This is a genomic window from Streptomyces caatingaensis (assembly GCF_001187435.1).
GTDB classification, from domain to species: domain Bacteria; phylum Actinomycetota; class Actinomycetes; order Streptomycetales; family Streptomycetaceae; genus Streptomyces; species Streptomyces caatingaensis.
The window spans coordinates 597713-613250 of the sequence record NZ_LFXA01000018.1 but is presented as its reverse complement, the minus strand read 5'-3'; the positions used below and the strand labels follow the sequence as shown (position 1 = coordinate 613250).

Below are 15538 nucleotides of genomic sequence, written 5' to 3'. Positions count from 1 at the left end.
CTCAGCGGAACACCGACGGCGGCGGCTCCGGTGACGGCCGCGCGCCCGCGTCCGTCACCACGCCCGCCCCGCCCGTGAAGTCGTCCAGGTCACGGCCGTGCTGGACCCGTCCCTGATGCGGATCCGTCGCGCAGCGGCGGGTCAGCTCCGCGACCGGCAGCGGCCGGTCGGACGCGAGCAGCACCACATTGCCGAACCGTTTCCCCCGCACCACCGCCGGATCGGCCGCCACACACACCTCCGGAAAGACCGACCGCACGGTCGCGACCTGCGCCCTCGCGTGGGCGAGCGGCGGCCCGTCCGCGAGATTGGCGGCGTAGAAGCCGCCGGGCCGCAGCACCCGCCGTATCTCGGCGGCGTACTCCGCGCTGGTCAGATGGGCCGGCGTGCGGGCCCCGGAGAAGACGTCGGCGATGATCAGATCCGCCCAGTCCTCGGGCGCCTTGGCCAGGACCGCCCGCGCGTCCCCGCCGCGCACCCGGATCCGCCAGCCCGGGTCGAGCGGCAGCTCCCGGCGGACGAACTCGACGAGCGGCGCGTCGATCTCCGCGACCTGCTGGACGGAGCGCGGCCGCGTGACGGCGACGTAGCGGGCCAGGGTGAACGCGCCCCCGCCGAGGTGCAGCGCCTGGACCGGCCTGCCGGGCGGGGCGACCAGGTCCGCGACGTGACCGAGCCGGCGCTGGTAGGAGAACTCCAGGTGGGCGGGGTCGTCGAGGTCGACGTGCGACTGGGGCGCCCGGTCGATCAGCAGCGTCCGGGCGCGCGGCCGGTCGGGGTCCGGCTCCAGCTCCGCGACCCCGCCCGCCACCCGCGCGCTGACCGGCTCCGCGCCGCGTCCGCGCCCTGACCTCTGCTTTCCTCGTGCCACACGGCAAGTATCGCCTCAGCGGCAGCGGTCCACGGCCTCGATGGTGCGGGCCGCCTCGCCGAGGGCCGCGCGGAGGACGGCCGGGTCGGTGGCCTCGGAGAAGGCGGCGTCCGGGGCGACGAGCCAGCCGGTGCCCGTGACGGGCGGTTCGTGCCGGCCGGCGCGGGCGCCCCGGCCGTACGCCTGGGTGCAGGCGCTGCCCGGCATGTCCCAGGCGGCGGCGGTGCCGGGCGGCACGAGGAAGCCGAGGGTGCGGCAGTCCCCGTCGTGCAGCACGGGTCCGACGCCGTCGCGCAGCCGGAGGATGTCCACCGCCTCCAGGCCCTGCCGGGCGGGCACGGTCACCAGGTCGCAGGGCGTGCCCTCACCGGCCACCGCCCGCGGCGGGCGGGGCACGGGGCCGCGCCCCTGGCGTGCGTGATCGGAACGCGGCTGGTCGGGACGCGGCTGGTGAAGGGCCGCAGCCGTCCGCGAGCCGCCGATGTCCACTCCGGCTTCCGCCAAGGGAAACGCCTCCTCCGCACGTTTCACTGCACCTGTCGCCGCCGCTTCGTCCCCCGCCGGCGAGCGCTCGCTCACCCGGTTCAACTGCCCTTCCCCGTCAACGGCTACGGCGCCACGCCGTCACAAAGGATGGCAGTTCATGGCGGATGGCGAGTGGGATATCCGGTTTGTAGGCAAACCGGACGTACGGGATTCCCCATAGCCGGTACGGTCTTCACCGCCGCACGGCAGCACCACCGTCCGCCCCGGCACCCGGCGGGGCGGCAGTCGCCAGGAGAGGCCCGGCCATGGCGTCGCCCCCCACGTCCCCGTCACCTCGTCCGCCCCGGCCCAACACGGCCTTCCGCCAGCTCCGCGGGCAGCGCTCGCCCGGCGAGTTCGCGGCCCTGGTGCGCCGGGCGGCCCGGGAGATCGGCGAGCAGGTCTCGTGCGACGCGCGCTACATCGGGCGCGTCGAGTCCGGTGAGATCCGCTGCCCCAACTACGCCTACGAGCGAGTCTTCCGGCACATGTTCCCCGGCCGGGAACCCGCGGACATGGGCTTCCTGCCCAGGGCGGCCGTACGGGGACGGGGGGCGCGCAAGGAAGACGGTGCGCCGTCCGCACACACCGAGAGCCCCGCCGACGACCGTACCTCCGGCGTCGACGGCACCAGTGACGAGGAGAGCGACGTGTTGCGTCGCGCGTTCATGACGGGAGGCACGGCCGCGGTGGCCGCCGTCTCCCTGGCCGGCGTCGCCGACGCCCGGCCGCGGCGGCACGCCGGGGAGGCGGAGGCCGCCGCGGTCGAGCAGGCCGTCCGCCGCATCCGGCTGCTCGACGACCGGCACGGCGCGGACGCGCTCTACCGGCGCGCGGCCCGTCCGCTGCGGGCGGCGTACGACCTGCTCGACGCGGAGACGCGGCGGCGGTCGGTCGCCGACCGGCTGCACGCGGGCGCGGGCGAGCTGGCGATCTCGGTCGGCTGGCTGGCGCACGACTCGGGGCGGTTCTCCGACGCGCGCTCGCACTACGCGGAGGCGCTCGCGACCGCGCGGCTCGCCGGGGATCCGGCGCTGGAGGCGCACGCCTTCTGCAACACCGCGTTCCTGGCGCGGGACGCCGGGCGGCCGCGGGAGGCGGTACGGGCCGCGCAGGCCGCCCAGCAGGCGGGCCTCCGGCTCGGCTCCGCCCGGCTGATGTCGCTGCTGGCCCTGCGCGAGGCCGGCGGCTGGTCCCGGCTCGGCGACCGGGCCGCCTGCGAGGCGGCGCTGCTGCGCGCGCGCTCGTTCTTCGACCGGGGCGCGAGCGACGCGGACCCCGAGTGGATGACCTTCTTCGGCGAGGCGGAGCTGGAGGGGCTGGAGGCGCAGTGCTGGTCCGCGCTCGGCGACCGGCCGCGGGCCGTGGCGCACGGGGAGCGGGCGGTGGCGCTCGCGGATCCGCACTTCGCGCGCAACACCGCGCTGTACACGGCGCAGTTGGCGGACGATCTGGCGCGGGGCGGGGAGCCGGAGGCGGCTGCCGCGGCGGGGGGGCGGGTGCTGGAGCTGTTGGGGCAGGTGCAGTCGACGCGGATCCGGGGGATGGTGGGGGCCACGGTGCGGAGTCTTCGGCCGTACCGGACGGACTCCCGGGTGGCGTCGTTCCTGACGCGGCATCGGCACTTGCGGCTGTCCGCTTAGGGGCGCTCAGGGGGTCTCTCCCCGCCCCGCCCTTTCACCGTTTCCTCCGGGGCTCCGCCCCGGGGCCCGGACCGCGCTCCGCGCGGTGAGGCGGGACTCCGCCCCTGCACCCCACCGGGGGCTGCGCCCCCCTGGGCCCCCGCCCCCCTGGGCCGACCCACCGCGCGCGGTGGGCAGGGGGCCGCGCCCCCCTGCCCACCGAAGCCGCGCTCCGCGCGGTCGGTCCCCCGACACGGCGCTGCCACGGCGGCCCCGCGCGGCAGCGCACAGGAAACCGGGGGTGCTCCCGCAGGACCGGGGGCACTCCCGCAGGACCGGGGGTACGCCGCAGGACCGGGGGTACGCCCGCAGGACCGGGGGTACGCCCGCAGGACCGGGGGCACCCCCGCAGGACCGGGGCCCGTCCTCCGGAGGGAAACCCGTCCTCCGGACGGGAAAGGCAGGGCGAGGCGAGAAGCCCCTCAGCCCAGATGCCCCGTGTCGTTCCAGCGCTCGATCGCCGGCTCCCCGTACGCCCAGCCGAGGGTCGACAGGGATGTCGGGTCGAGGCGGATGCGCGCCGCGAAGGCGACGTCGTAGCCGAGCCAGCGTGCGGCGATGACGCGCAGGATGTGGCCGTGGGCGAAGACGAGGACGTCGCGGTCGGCCGAGCAGGCCCAGGCCACGACCTCGTCGGCCCGGGCGCCGACCTCCGCGAGCGTCTCGCCGCCGGGGACGCCGTCGCGCCAGATGAGCCAGCCGGGCCGCCGGGCCTTGATCTCGGCGGGGGTCATGCCCTCGTAGTCGCCGTAGTCGAACTCCACGAGGGCGTCCCAGTCGGTGGCCCGCTCGCCGAAGCCGGCGAGTTCACAGGTCTCCTTGGCGCGGACGAGGGGGCTGGTACGGACCTCGACGCCGGGCAGCGCGTTCCAGGGGGCGCGGTGCAGTCGCTCGCCGAGCAGCTTCGCGCCGCGCCGGCCCTCGTCGAGGAGCGGGATGTCCGTGCGGCCGGTGTGCTTGCCGGACAGCGACCACTCGGTCTGTCCGTGCCGGGCCAGCAGGATGCGCGGTGCCATGGGGAGGGCCCCTTCGGAGAACTCGGTGACGGGAAAACTCGGTGACTTCCGCCACAAATGCGGCGGACCGACGGGTTCCATCATCACCCACACGCGGATCACGCGTCCCGCCCTCCCCGGGCAACCCGGGCCCTCGTACGGGCGTCCTCGTACCCACCGCCCCTCGCACGGGGACCGAACCGGGAGTGACCCCGGTGTTTCCGTGAAGCCACGGGGCGGTGTGCGCCACATGTGGCGTACACCGTACGGTTGCTTGCGCGCTTGTTGGCCGCCTGAACACATGGAGAGCGTCCGGATGTACCCCACCGCACCACTCGGCAAGCGGCCGCGCTGGTGGACCGAACTGCCGTTGATCGCCGTCGTCTACGCGGTGTACTCGGCGGGTCGTCTGCTCGTGCGGGGGGACGTCTCGACGGCGGTCGATCACGGTCTGTCCATACTCGACCTCGAAAAGCGATTTCGAATAAATTTCGAACATCCGCTGAATCGGTTGTTCACGGACCACGCCATCCTCGGCGTCCCCTCGGACTTCGCGTACGCCTCCCTGCACTACGTCCTGACACCGGCCGTCCTGGTCTGGATCTTCAGACGCCGCTCCGAGCACTACCGCACGGTCCGGACCTGGCTGATGATCTCGACCCTCATCGGGCTCGTCGGCTTCACCCTGCTGCCCACCTGCCCGCCCCGGCTGCTGCCCGACGGGTACGGCTTCGTCGACACCATGCGGCAGTACTCCTCGTACGGCTGGTGGGGCGGCGACGCGAGCGCCCCGCGCGGCCTCGGCGGGCTCACCAACCAGTACGCGGCCATGCCCAGCCTGCACGTCGGCTGGGCCCTGTGGTGCGGCGCCGTCCTGTGGCGGTACGGCCGCGGCACCTGGACGAAGGCCGTCGCCGTCGCCTATCCGCTCGCCATCGCGCTGGTCGTGATGGGCACCGCCAACCACTACTTCCTGGACGCCGTCGCCGGCGCCGCCGTCATGGGCGCCGGCCTGCTGCTCACCAGGCCCGCGCTCCGGCTCGCCGGCCGGCTCCGCGCCCGGTTCGCCCGCACCCCCGCCGACGCGGGGCCCGGGGAAACCACCGTGGCCCCCGCGAATGTCAGTGGCGGATGCGAGACTTCGGGACGACGTACTGCGCTGCCGCGCGCGGCAGCGCCGGAGACACGGCCCGAGGCGGACGCCAGTGACCCCTACACTGCGGACTTCCCAGCAGAACTCCCCCGCCCAGCCGCCCGCGGCGCCGGCGGGGACAGCCAGCCCGACGGCGCTGCGGCAGCGGCTCGCTGAGCTGCGCGGCCCGGGCGTCGCGCCGCGCCCGCTCGACGCCCGCGCCCTGGCGGCCCTCGCCGCCAATCCCGGCTGCCGCCGCCGGGCCCTGCTGGACGGCGCCGGGGTCGACAAGGCCGCCCTGGCCAGGGCGCTCGGCTCCCCCGCCCCCTTCGGCCAGTCCCCGTTCGCCTTCGCCCGGGGCAACGCCTTCGAGGCCCGGGTCACGGCGGACGGCGGCGCGGAGCTGGTCCGGCTGCTGGTGCGGGAGCTCGGCGAGGGCGAGCCGCCCGGGCCGGGCGCCGTCGACGCCCCCGACCTGACCGCCTCCGGCCCCGAGGGCCGCACCGCGCGCACCGCCCTGGCCCTGCGCGAGGCCACCGCCGCCGGCCGGTGGGCGGTGCTCGACCACCCCATGCTGGCGCTGGCCGTCGCCGGCGCCCCCGCCCACCTGGAGCCGGACGCGGTCGTCGTCCACCCCGACGGCGGCTGGACGGTCGTGGAGATCAAGTCCTTCGCCCTGATCGACGGCGCGGCGGACCCCGCCAAGGCCGGGGCCGCCGCCCGCCAGGCCGCCGTCTACCTGCTCGCCCTGGAGGCCCTGGCCGAGCGGCTGCCCGGCCCCCCGGCCGGCGGCCGGGTCCGTGACCGGGCCCTGCTCGTCTGCCCCAAGGACTTCTCCAACCTCCCCGCCGCCGCCCTCCTCGACCTCCGCAAGCAGCGCGCCACCACCCGCCGCCAGCTCGACCGGCTCACCCGGGTCGAGGAGATCGCCGCCGCCCTGCCCGCCGGCGCCGGCTTCGACCCGGCGCGGCCCGCGGACGAACTGACCGCCGCCGTCGAGGCGGTCGCCGCCGCCTACGCGCCCGAGTGCCTGGCCTCCTGCGAGCTCGCCTTCCACTGCCGCGCCCGCGCCCGCGCGGCCGGGGACGTCCGGCACCTGGGCCGCGCGGTCCGCTCCGAGCTGGGCGGGCTGACGACCGTGGACGAGGTGCTGGCCGCGAGCCGGGGCACGGCGGAGACCGACGACCCCGCCGTCGCCGCCCTGCGCCGCGCCGCCGCGCTCCGTGCCGAGGCGCTGGGGGCGGCATGTCGCTGATCGACACCCTCGCCCGGCTGGAGGCCGTCCGCTCGGGCCGCGCCCGGCCCGTCGCCACCGTCCGCCACCGGCACCTGTCCGCCCGGCCGCTGGTCCTCGTCCCGCTGACCACCGCGGGCGAGACCGGCGCCCCGCTCGGCGCCCTCGTCGGCACCGACCGCGCCGCGCCGCGGCTGCTGACGGTGGCCCAGCCGCGCGACCGCGCCCTGCGGTTCGCGTTCCTGGCCGAGCTCGCCGAGGCCGTCCTGCCGTACGTCGAGGGGTTCGCGGACGACACCGTCCCCGAGGAGCGCAAGGAGACCGACCCGGCGACCGGCCGGCGCACGACGGTCGAGGCCGAGCTGTGCGCCGACGCCCCGCAGCTGCTGGTGCCGAGCCCGGCGGGCGTCGAGTACGTCCGGCTGCTCGGCCGGTCCATGCGCTTCCGGCGCACCGCCGAGCAGGATCCCTCGGCCGACTGGCCCGCCCCGCCCCGCGTCCCGCTGCTCGGCCGCTGGTTCACCCACTTCGGCGAGCGCGCCCGTGTCCCCGGCTCCGCCATGCTGCTGTCCATGACGGAGCTGCTCGGCCGCCACTGGGCCACCGGCCAGAGCCGGCTGGAGGACCAGCACCTCGGCGCCCTCCTCGCCTGGATCGACCCGCCCGGCGGCACGGACGGGCCCGCCGCGGCCCTCGCCGCCGAGCAGGCGCGCGACGCCGACGGGCTGCTCCTCCACCCGCCCGCCGGTCCCGCCACCGACCCCGCCTTCGACAGCGAGCGGCTGGCGCCCGCCGTCGCCCGCTACGACGCGGCCCGCGCGCGGGTGCTCGACACCGGCCGCGGTCACGACGCCCTGCGCCGCGCCGACGAGGAGATCCGCGCGCTGCTGGCGTCCCAGCTGCGGCCCACCTGGGACGCGCTGTGGCGGGGCGTTGACCTGCTGCGGGAGCTGCCGGAGGCGGCCGGGGCCGCCGAGCGGTGGAAGGGCGACCGCTGGTCGTACACCGCCCACCGCGACCGTGTGCGCGCCGGCGAGCCCCCGCAGCCCCGGCGCGACGACGCGGTGACCGCCGCCCGCAAGCTGGCCGCCCGCGAGACGGCGCAGGCGCGGCTGGAGGCGCGGGAGGCGCTGGACGACCCGCTGGTGATGGCCGCGCGACGGCTCGCCGGGGAGGCGTTCGCCGGGGAGGTCACCGAGGTGGTCATGGAGTTCTCGGAGGGGAGGGTGCCCCGGCCGCGTCCGCTGGTGACGGTGCGCACGGACGACGCTCCGCTGCTGGAGGAGGGCGTGCGGGTGCACCGGGCGCTGGCGGACGGGCGGACGCAGTCGGCCGAGTGCGTGGCGGCCGGCCCGGAGGGTCCGGTCGTGCGGCTGATGACGGGCATGGGGCGCGGCAGGGTGCCCGACGCGGGCTCGGTGCCCGCGCCCGGGGAGCACGTGTGCTGGACGCTCTTCGAGCACGCGCCCCGGGGCGGCCCCGACCTGCCCGACCCCGAGCGGACGCCGTGGACGCACGGCGGGCCGCCCGGTCCCCCGGCCGACGAGCCCGACCCGGTCACCCCGGAGGACCTGCTGTGAACGCCGTGCCCGCACCGCGTGCGGTCTTCGACCCGTCCGCCGCGGCCGCCGCGGCGACGGAGGCCATCCTGCGCGACACCCTCGGCGACGGGCACCGCGGCGTCGTCGTCGACTCGCCGCCCGGTGCCGGCAAGTCGACGCTCGTCGTGCGGGCCGCGCGGGAGCTCGCCCGGGCCGGGCGCCCGCTGATGATCGTCGCGCAGACGAACGCCCAGGTGGACGACCTCGTCCTGCGGCTGGCCGCGGCGGACGCCGAGCTGCCCGTCGGCCGGCTGCACAGCAGCGACCCGCAGCCGTACGACCCGGCGCTGGACGCCCTGGAGCAGGTGGTGACCTCCACCAGGCCCGCCGACCTGGCCGGGCTGGACGTCGTCGTCTCCACCGCCGCGAAGTGGGCGCACACGCGGGTGGACGCGCCGTGGGGGCACGCGATCGTCGACGAGGCGTACCAGATGCGGTCGGACGCGCTGCTGGCGGTGGCGGGGCTCTTCGAACGGGCGCTGTTCGTGGGCGATCCGGGGCAGCTCGACCCGTTCAGCGTCGTCGGCACGGACGGGACGGCGCAGTGGGCGGGCCTGTCGTACGACCCGTCGGCCAGCGCCGTCAGCACGCTCCTCGCCCACAACCCCGGGCTCCCGCAGCACCGGCTGCCCGTCTCCTGGCGGCTGCCGGCTTCCGCGGCGCGGCTGGTCTCCGACGCGTTCTACCCCTACGCGCGCTTCCGCAGCGGCACCGGGCCGGGCGACCGGCTGCTGGCCTTCGGCGCCCGCCCCGACGCCTCCGCGGTGGACCGCGTGCTGGACGAGGCGGCCGCCTCGGGGTGGGGGCTGCTGGAGCTGCCCGAGCGCCTCACGCCGCGGACGGATCCGGAGGCGGTGGCGGCGGTGGCGCTGGTCGTGCGCCGGATGCTCGACCGGGGCGGGGCCGTGACCAGCGCCCCGGACGGGCCGGTGCCGCTGACCGCCGGGCGGATCGCCGTCGGCACCGCCCACCGCGACCAGGCGGCGGCCGTGCGGGCCGCGCTCGCCGGGCAGGGCGTCTCCGGGGTCGCGGTGGACACGGCGAACCGGCTGCAGGGCCGCGAGTTCGACGTCACCGTCGTCCTCCACCCGCTGTCCGGCCGCCCCGACGCGACGGCCTTCCACCTGGAGACGGGCCGCCTGTGCGTCCTCGCCTCGCGGCACCGGCACGCGTGCGTGGTGGTGTGCCGGGCGGGGGTGGACCGCCTGCTCGACGAGCATCCGTCGACGGAGCCGGTGCGGCTGGGGGTGGCGGTGAAGTTCCCGGACGGGTGGGAGGCGCACCACGCGGTCCTGGCGCATCTCGCGGAGCACCGGGTGGCCTGGCGGGGGTGAGCCCCGCCCGGCCCCCTTGCGTGCGGCGCGACAATGGAGGGCGGTGCAGACGATCCAGGAGGTAGGTACATGTGCGAGTGCGAGCCGAAACAGGCTCCCGGTCCGGGCGGGAGCGGCGGCGCCTCCGCCCCGCGCCGCCTGAGGCCCGCGCCGCTGCTCTTCGAACCGCCGGAGGCCGTCGCGGAGGCCGAGCACTTCTTCGACCTGGAGTCGATCGAGGATCCGCGGGAGCTGCTGGCGCGCTCGACCGAGCTGGCGCTCGCCTTCCGGGCCGCCGCCGATCGCGCGGTGGAGTTCCAGGCGGTGGCCGCGGCCCAGCTCGCCGACCCCCGGCGGTTCGACCGGCTGCCCACGGCCGCGATCGCGGAGCAGGCCGAGTGGAGTGAGGACTACACCAGGAAGATGGTGGAATTCGGCCGGGGCCTGCTGCGCGGCAGCAGGACCGCGGAGTAGCGGACCAGCCGCCCCGACCGTACGGCCCATGACCTCTCATGGGCCGTTGGCATATGCGGGACCAACCTAGCGCACCCCTCGCCGGCCTGTCCCGATTTCCCGCAACTGCCGCCGCCCGCCGCCGTGTTGGTGCCGATCATGGGACATGGACACCAGGCCGCGCGCCCCGCGCCCCACCCGCAGCCCGAGCCCGCACCCCGCCGTCCGGGTCTCCCCCGCCGGCGCCGACTGGCTGGCCTCCGCCAGCCCGTTCCCCCGCAGCGTGCTGGCCCTGTGGGCGGACAGCCCCCGCTCGCCGCTCGTCCTCCCGTGCGGTACGGCCTTCGACGTGATCGGCGTCCCGGCGCTGTTCGGCCGCCGCATGCTCGACCGGCTGTGGTCGGCCGGGCCCGGCTCCGGCCCGGTGGCCGCCCAGCAGGGGCGGCTGCTGCTGTTCGCCGCCCCGGGCACGGCCCAGCGGCTGCCCGCGCTGCTCCGCTGGGAGGAGTGGGCGGAGGCGGTCCCTCCGCTGCTGTGCCTGGGCACGGGCGACGCCGTGACCGTCCCGGCACCCCTGCCGCCCGACGAGACCGAGCCGACGCCGCCGTCCTGCCGCTGGGTGGTGGCCCCCGACGTGCGCCGGCCGTGGCTGCCGGGCCCCGACGTCCTGCTCTGGGCCTGCGTCCGGACCGCCCGCGCGGGTCTCAAACATACGGATTTTCTTTCCACCGGATCAGGGTGCTAGAGTCTTCTCTGTCAGCAGGCGCCGCTAGCTCAGTTGGTTAGAGCAGCTGACTCTTAATCAGCGGGTCCGGGGTTCGAGTCCCTGGCGGCGCACAGACGGAGAAGATCCCTCTCGCGGAAGCGAGGGGGATCTTCTCGTTTCCCCTTCACCGCCCCTGTCACTCCTTGTCCATGCGCACCGTCCACGCCCCGCCCGGCGCCCTTCCCTGGACGGTGATCCGCACGCCCTCCGGCTTGACCTCCAGGGTCTCGCCCACGGCCAGCGGGGCGTCCGCGAGCGGCGGGTAGACGGCCTCGCCCGCGCACGCCTGGGTGGCGGGGTGCCCGTCCAGCACCCGCACGGGCCCGCCGCCGGACGGCGTCTCGCTGTTCACCCGGTAGACCAGCACCCCTTCCGCGCAGGTGGCGGCGTCGTTGCCGGACGCGACGCGGACCTCGGCGACGATCGCGCCGGTCCGTCCGGTGCGGGCCACCAGCAGCCGGGCCGGCCGGTCCTGCCCCGCCCGCGGCCGCTCCTCCAGCGGCAGCAGGGTGTGCAGGCCGCTGCCCCGGGAGGTGACGCAGTCCACCTGCCGGACGTCGATCCAGCCCAGCTTCCACTTGTGCCAGCCGAGGGGGTCGGAGGCGAGCCCGAACTGGCTGCCCATGAGGTCCCAGTCGCCGACGTGGGTGTCCCAGTCGCCCTTCCCCTCCGACGGCCGGTGGTAGAGGTCGGGCAGGTCCAGCACGTGGCCGGTCTCGTGCGCGAGGACGTTGCGGTCCGGCGGATGGTGTTCGAAGACGGTGACGACGCGGCGCAGCTCGGCGCCGTCCACCTCCAGCGGCCGGTCGAGGTTGACGACCTTGGTCGCGTCGGAGTCCACCCCGGGGGCGTCCGGGTCGGCGACCAGGTAGACGAGCCCGTAGCGGCCGAAGTCCACGCCGCCGCGCGCGGCGGCGATGGCGTCGCGCAGGTAGGCGGTGCGCAGCTCGCCGTCCCAGTCGCGCTGTATCCGGTACGCGGTGGAGGGCCGGGGCATCCGGAACCAGCGGTTCACGGGGTGGGCGCGCACCGTGAACCGCCCGTAGGAGGCCCGTTCGAAGAAGCGCGAGGTGGCCGGGAAGTGGTCCGCGGCGAGCTGTGCGGGGGTGGCGACCGGCCGGGAGTCGGGGAAGGAGAGGAAGACCATGACCGCGTCGAGGCGGCCGAGGGGGCGCGGGTAGGAGGGGTTCCAGGTGTCGAGGCCCTCGGAGTGGTGGGCCTCGCTGCGCGGGAGCGCGCAGGGCCCGCCGGGGCCGGCCGCGTGGGCGGGGCCCGCCACCAGGGTCGCGGCGATGGCGCACAGGGAGGTCAGCACGGCACCCAGGCGGCGCAGGCGGGGCCGTTCCGCCCCCCGGGGTGTCTGCGGACGCACCACGTCGACCTCCCGGGACGGATTCGGGACACCGCCATCAGCCTTGAGTGATTTGTGGCGTTATGCCCTGTTCCAGTCCCCCAGTCGAGTGATGGGGCCGACTTCTGGGTACATCACCCTCAGTCACGGACGGTCAAGCGAGATCACATCGGGAAGCGCGTCCATACGGCTCCGGCCCCCGGCGGACATGGACGCGCGGAAACGGTCGGCGACGCGCCGCACCGAGGAGACCCGGCCCCCGGACCGGGGCCCCGGCCGCCCGAGCGGCCCCCGCACCATCCCCACGAACACCCCATGCGCAGCACCAAATGCCCCAACCGACCGCAGAATGTCGCCACTTCGAGCGCGATTGCGGAACTGCACCGGAACGAACGCCGCACGGACAGTGCGGAAACGAATGCCACGCGGGAGCGAGCGGTGAGCGGAACCCTCGACGGCCAGGGCGGCGCGCCGGGTGCGACGGTGCCCGTCGTCACACAACGCAGCGTCACGATCGGTGACTCCACGCAACGCGGCGTCGACGCGGACGATTTCCGCGCCGCCTTCCGGGCCGCGCACCTCGGCATGGCCGTCGTCGGCCCCGACGGCCTGGTGCGCGTCGCCAACGACGCCCTCGGCGCCCTGCTGGGCACCGACGCGGCGCGCCTCCAGGACTGTCCCGCGGCCGAGTTCACCGGACTGCGGGAGGACTCCCGGGTCTGGAACGCCTACCGGGAGGTGCTCCTCGGCCGCCGGGCACGGCTCAACTGCACCCGCCGGCTGCGCCGTCCGGGCGGCCGCGCGATCTGGGCGGAGGTGACCGTGACCCCGCTGCCGGGCGGCCGCGACGCGCTGCTCTCGGTGGCGGACATCAGCGAACGGCGCGACCTGCGCGCCCGGTTGCGGCACCTGCGGATGCACGACCCGGTGACCCGGCTGCCCAACCGCAGCCTGTTCTTCGAGCGCCTGGCCGCGGCGCTCGCGGCCGCGGACGGCCACGGCCGGATCGGGCTGTGCTACCTGGACCTCGACGGCTTCAAGGCCGTCAACGACACCCTCGGCCACCGGGCCGGCGACCGCCTACTGTGCGCGGTGGCGCGCCGGCTGCGGGAGTGCGCGGCCGGGGGCGGCCACCTGGTGGCCCGGCTCGGCGGCGACGAATTCGCCCTGCTCGTCGAGGAGTCGGCGGGCACCGAGCAGCTCGTCGCACTCGCCGGCGCCGTCCAGGCCGCGCTCCAGCGGCCGTTCGAGGTGGACGGGCAGCGGCTGGCCGTCTCCGCGAGCATCGGCGTGGTCGAACGCCCGACGGCGGGCACGCACGCGACCGAGCTGATGCAGGCCGCGGACACGACGCTGTACTGGGCCAAGGCGGACGGAAAGGCCCGCTGGGCGCTCTTCGACCCCGAGCGCAACGCGCACCGCATGACCCGGCAGGCGCTCTCCAGCACGCTGCGGCCGGCCGTGGAGCGCGGTGAGTTCGTCCTGCAGTACCAGCCGCTGGTGGGGCTCGTCGACGGGGTCGTGCGCGGGGTGGAGGCGCTGGTCCGCTGGCACCACCCGCAGTTCGGCACGCTGGCGCCGAATCGGTTCATCGGGCTCGCCGAGGAGACCGGCGCCATCGTGCCGCTGGGCCGCTGGGTGCTGGAGACGGCCTGCCGGCAGGCGCGCCGCTGGCAGCTCGCCCGGCCCGCCGAGCCACTGGTGGTGAGCGTGAACGTGGCGGTCCGCCAGGTCTGGGACTCCGACCTGGTCGCGGACGTGGCCGCGATCCTCGACGGCACGGGGCTGCCGGCCCGGCTGCTCCAGCTCGAGCTCACGGAGTCGGCGGTGATGGGATCGGCCGGGCGCCCCCTCCAACAGCTGCGCAGACTCAGCGACATGGGCGTCGCCATCGCCATCGACGACTTCGGGACCGGCTACTCGAACCTGGCCTACCTGAGCCGGCTGCCCGTCTCCGCGCTCAAGCTGGACGGGTCGTTCGTCCACGGCTTCCGTACGGACGAGCACCCCAACCCCGCCGACGAGACGATCGTCGAGGCGCTGGTGCAGCTCGCCCACCGGCTGGGGCTGACCGTGACGGCGGAGTGCGTGGAGAGCGCGGAGCAGGCGGAACGGCTGGGGCGGATCGGGTGCGACACGGGACAGGGCTGGTTCTTCTCCCGGCCGGTGGGCGCGGAGCGGATCTCCGCGCTGCTGGGCGCGGGAGCGGGGGCGGTGGTGTAGGAGCGCCCGCCGCGGAGGCCGCGCCCCTGCTCGACCCGGCGCACGCGCGGGGGCGTGCGCCGGGCGTCATCCGCCGCCTCACATCCCGTACGCGTCCGCGATCAGCTCGTAGCTCCGCAGCCTCGCCCGCGGCCCGTGCACGTTCGCCGTGATCATCAACTCGTCCACGCCGGTCCGCGCGGCCAGCGCGTCCAGCCCCGCCCGCACCTCGTCCGGCGTCCCGTACACCACATTCCCCACCCAGTCCTTCACGACTCCCGCTCCGCGGCGCTCCCTTCGTACGCCTCCGCCTCCTCCGGCGTCGGCACCAGACCGGGGCGGCCGCCGCGCAGCCGGAGCATCGCCAGGGCACCGGTCATGACCTGGCGCCGCGCCTCCCGGGCGTCGTCCGCGGCCAGCGCCTGGACGCCGATCTTCGCGTACGGGCGGTCGAGCACCGCGGAGGGGCGGAAGGAGGAGCGGTAGAGCTCCAGGGCCGGCAGGGTGTTCGCCGCCGAGAAGTGGTGGGCGAAGGAGAACGGCAGGCCGAGCGCCCCGGCCAGCCGGGCGCTGAAGCCGGACGAGCCGAGCAGCCAGACCGCGGGCCGGTCGGCCCGCTGCACACCGCCGGGCACCCGGCCCTGCACGGGGCCGGGCACCGCGTGGATCCGCGCGTAGGGATGACCGTCGGGGAAATCGTCGTCAAGGAAACGGATCAGCTCGGCGAGCTGCCGCGGGAAGTCGTCCGCCCCCTCCCCGAGCCGGTCGGTGCGCCGGAGCGCGGCCGCCGTCGCGCCGTCCGTGCCGGGCGCGCGCCCGAGCCCCAGGTCGACGCGCCCGGGCGCAAACGCCTCCAGCGTGCCGAACTGTTCGGCGATCACCAGCGGCGCGTGGTTGGGCAGCATCACCCCGCCCGAACCGAGCCGGATGCGGTCGGTGTGCGCCGCGAGGTGGGCGAGGATCACGGCCGGCGAGGAGCTGGCCACGCCGGGCATCGAGTGGTGCTCGGCGACCCAGAAGCGGTGGTAGCCGCGCCGCTCGGCGAGGCGGGCCAGCTCGACGGTGGTCGCCAGCGCCTGCCCGGCGGTCCGTCCGCTGCCGACGGTGGCCAGGTCCAGGACGGACAGCCGCACCGGGGCCCGTCCGTCGGTCGTCGTTCCGTACTGCGCTTCGGCCACGGTGGCCCGCCTCCCTGCTCGCCTGTCGCAACACTGCTCGACGGAGGCCAACCGGAGCCCCTCTCCGGTTTATTCCCCGCCCCCTCGCCCCCCGCCCCTCATGCGGACGGCATATGCCCATGACCAGCGCCACAGAACAGAGCCACCCACTCCGCGCCGTTTCTCGCCAACAGGCTCTCCGGAGGGCCCCCTTCGCCCCTATCGTGAGAAGCGGAACACCCGCGCAACCAGCCAA

General features: G+C 76.0%; 12 protein-coding genes, 1 tRNA gene and 1 pseudogene. 9 read left to right on the top strand and 5 right to left on the bottom strand.

Annotation, left to right across the window (positions count from 1 at the left end; genetic code table 11):
- Window position 1: 1 nt before the first annotated feature.
- Both AC230_RS29465 and AC230_RS29460 read right to left on the bottom strand, forming a co-directional pair.
- Window positions 2-871 (bottom strand): spermidine synthase, encoded by an 870-nt coding sequence (locus AC230_RS29465; RefSeq protein WP_049719370.1) that lies wholly within the window; start codon window positions 869-871, stop codon window positions 2-4.
- Between the two features lie 15 nt (window positions 872-886).
- The gene (locus AC230_RS29460; protein ID WP_049719369.1) at window positions 887-1375 is read right to left on the bottom strand and encodes a hypothetical protein; all 489 of its coding nucleotides are present in this window, start codon (window positions 1373-1375) and stop codon (window positions 887-889) included.
- Between the two features lie 287 nt (window positions 1376-1662).
- On the opposite strand from AC230_RS29460, the gene AC230_RS29455 reads away from it, so the two are divergent.
- A complete protein-coding gene (locus tag AC230_RS29455) occupies window positions 1663-3039 on the top strand; it encodes an NsdA family TPR-like regulatory protein (protein ID WP_049719368.1) in 1377 nt (458 codons plus the stop codon).
- A gap of 461 nt (window positions 3040-3500) precedes the next feature.
- Here AC230_RS29455 and AC230_RS29450 read toward each other — a convergent pair whose 3' ends face one another.
- Entirely contained in the window at window positions 3501-4094 is a 594-nt protein-coding gene (locus AC230_RS29450; protein WP_049719367.1) for a histidine phosphatase family protein, read from the bottom strand.
- A gap of 295 nt (window positions 4095-4389) precedes the next feature.
- Between AC230_RS29450 and AC230_RS29445 the strand changes: the two genes are divergently transcribed.
- From AC230_RS29445 to AC230_RS29415, 7 genes are all read left to right on the top strand, one after another.
- Window positions 4390-5382 (top strand): phosphatase PAP2 family protein, encoded by a 993-nt coding sequence (locus AC230_RS29445; protein ID WP_078871666.1) that lies wholly within the window; start codon window positions 4390-4392, stop codon window positions 5380-5382.
- Window positions 5279-6460 (top strand): hypothetical protein, encoded by a 1182-nt coding sequence (locus AC230_RS29440; RefSeq protein WP_049719365.1) that lies wholly within the window; start codon window positions 5279-5281, stop codon window positions 6458-6460. Before AC230_RS29445 ends, AC230_RS29440 begins: the two co-directional genes overlap by 104 nt.
- Entirely contained in the window at window positions 6451-8019 is a 1569-nt protein-coding gene (locus AC230_RS29435; protein ID WP_049719364.1) for a hypothetical protein, read from the top strand. Before AC230_RS29440 ends, AC230_RS29435 begins: the two co-directional genes overlap by 10 nt.
- Window positions 8016-9374, top strand: a complete 1359-nt coding sequence (locus tag AC230_RS29430) for an AAA domain-containing protein (RefSeq protein WP_049719363.1) — start codon at window positions 8016-8018, stop codon at window positions 9372-9374. Before AC230_RS29435 ends, AC230_RS29430 begins: the two co-directional genes overlap by 4 nt.
- Window positions 9375-9443: 69 nt before the next feature.
- Window positions 9444-9827, top strand: coding sequence for a hypothetical protein (locus AC230_RS29425; protein ID WP_241833400.1), 384 nt, complete (start codon window positions 9444-9446; stop codon window positions 9825-9827).
- Between the two features lie 145 nt (window positions 9828-9972).
- On the top strand, window positions 9973-10551 hold the full coding sequence (locus AC230_RS29420) for a bifunctional DNA primase/polymerase (protein ID WP_049719362.1): 579 nt from the start codon (window positions 9973-9975) through the stop codon (window positions 10549-10551).
- An 18-nt stretch (window positions 10552-10569) separates the two neighbouring features.
- A tRNA-Lys gene (locus tag AC230_RS29415) sits at window positions 10570-10643 on the top strand.
- Window positions 10644-10708: 65 nt separating this feature from the next.
- On the opposite strand, the gene AC230_RS29410 is transcribed toward AC230_RS29415, so the two are convergent.
- Complete coding sequence (locus tag AC230_RS29410) at window positions 10709-11947, bottom strand: M6 family metalloprotease domain-containing protein (RefSeq protein WP_049719361.1); 1239 nt, start codon at window positions 11945-11947, stop codon at window positions 10709-10711.
- Window positions 11948-12361: 414 nt separating this feature from the next.
- Here AC230_RS29410 and AC230_RS29405 point away from each other — a divergent pair, with 414 nt between their 5' ends.
- A complete protein-coding gene (locus AC230_RS29405; protein WP_078871664.1) occupies window positions 12362-14146 on the top strand; it encodes a putative bifunctional diguanylate cyclase/phosphodiesterase in 1785 nt (594 codons plus the stop codon).
- Between the two features lie 78 nt (window positions 14147-14224).
- On the opposite strand, the pseudogene AC230_RS29400 reads toward AC230_RS29405, so the two are convergent.
- Window positions 14225-15303 (bottom strand): annotated as a pseudogene (locus AC230_RS29400) (LLM class flavin-dependent oxidoreductase).
- Window positions 15304-15538: the final 235 nt, after the last annotated feature.

What these genes read in the sequence shown, in the direction of transcription:
- AC230_RS29455 (WP_049719368.1), top strand. Translation starts at nt 1,663, where the DNA reads ATGGCGTCGCCCCCCACGTCCCCGTCACCTCGTCCGCCCCGGCCCAAC.
- AC230_RS29445 (WP_078871666.1), top strand. Translation starts at nt 4,390, where the DNA reads ATGTACCCCACCGCACCACTCGGCAAGCGGCCGCGCTGGTGGACCGAA.
- AC230_RS29450 (WP_049719367.1), bottom strand. Translation starts at nt 4,094, where the DNA reads ATGGCACCGCGCATCCTGCTGGCCCGGCACGGACAGACCGAGTGGTCG.
- AC230_RS29425 (WP_241833400.1), top strand. Translation starts at nt 9,444, where the DNA reads ATGTGCGAGTGCGAGCCGAAACAGGCTCCCGGTCCGGGCGGGAGCGGC.
- AC230_RS29435 (WP_049719364.1), top strand. Translation starts at nt 6,451, where the DNA reads ATGTCGCTGATCGACACCCTCGCCCGGCTGGAGGCCGTCCGCTCGGGC.
- AC230_RS29420 (WP_049719362.1), top strand. Translation starts at nt 9,973, where the DNA reads ATGGACACCAGGCCGCGCGCCCCGCGCCCCACCCGCAGCCCGAGCCCG.